Origin of the sequence: Actinomyces sp. oral taxon 170 str. F0386 (genome assembly GCF_000195595.1) — a bacterium.
GTDB lineage: Bacteria > Actinomycetota > Actinomycetes > Actinomycetales > Actinomycetaceae > Actinomyces.
In genome coordinates this window covers 1-835 of the sequence record NZ_GL882523.1, presented here as the reverse complement: position 1 = coordinate 835, position 835 = coordinate 1, and the positions used below count along the sequence as shown (strand labels likewise).

The 835-nt window shown below is 65.7% G+C and carries 1 protein-coding gene; it reads right to left on the bottom strand.

Going from position 1 to position 835, the window contains the following annotated elements; genetic code table 11:
* A partial coding sequence (locus tag HMPREF9056_RS14965) for a transposase (RefSeq protein ID WP_157185003.1) occupies nucleotides 1-724 on the bottom strand: 724 nt, incomplete at its 3' end.
* Between the last annotated feature and the right edge of the window lie 111 nt (nucleotides 725-835).

Genomic DNA, 835 nt, shown 5'->3' with positions numbered 1-835 from the left:
GGGGGCACCTCCCGCTTGCGGGGGAATGTCGGCGACCCACAGCTCGTTCGGCCTGAACGCGCTGACATGCCTTTTGACGAGGTCGGCCGGGCACTGGTCCTTTGGAGCCGAGCGCGTCGTTCTGGGCGACTTGGCGCGTCTGACACCGTGTAGGCCCAGGTCGCCCATGAGCCGCACGGGCGGTACAGCGGGCCACGTGACCGGCACCGTGACGCTCAGCGATCTCGGGTCGGCCCCGCATCACGTGCATCTTGCGGGCCCCAGCACCGAGTAGCTGGTTCTTGTGGACCTTGGATATCTCCGCCTTGAGGGTCTCGTCGCGCAGGCTCCTGGCGCTAGGAGGCCGGCTACGGCGGGCGTGAGTCAGGAACTCGGGGCGATCTTGACTCCGGCGCCAGTGAGCACCTTGCAGATCGGCCAGGCCCCAAACTCCTCCTTCTTGGTCTCGATGTACTGGCAGATCAACGGGACGGGCGCTCACACTCCGCCGCGCTAGACAAGCTGACGCGCTCTTTGGGATCGCGTTGGCTCTTCGCAGCTCTCGGACCTCCAACGCCGGCTCCTTGATCCGCTGTGCCTCGTCGGTGGTGGTGCCGAGCCAGGTGCCCTGGTCGATCTGGGCCTTCTTGACCCAGGTACGCAGAGCCTCGGGGTGGACACCCAGCTCGTCGGCGATCCTACGAATCGCGCCCTTGGCCCGAGCCGGATCGGCCAGTGCCTCCAACGCCCGTCCTCATGGCCCGATCGCGCAGCTCATCGGGGTACTTCCTTAAGTCCCATGACAGTGATCCTTCCGTGTCATCACTACCTCCATCAAACCCGGGGCGATTCAGAC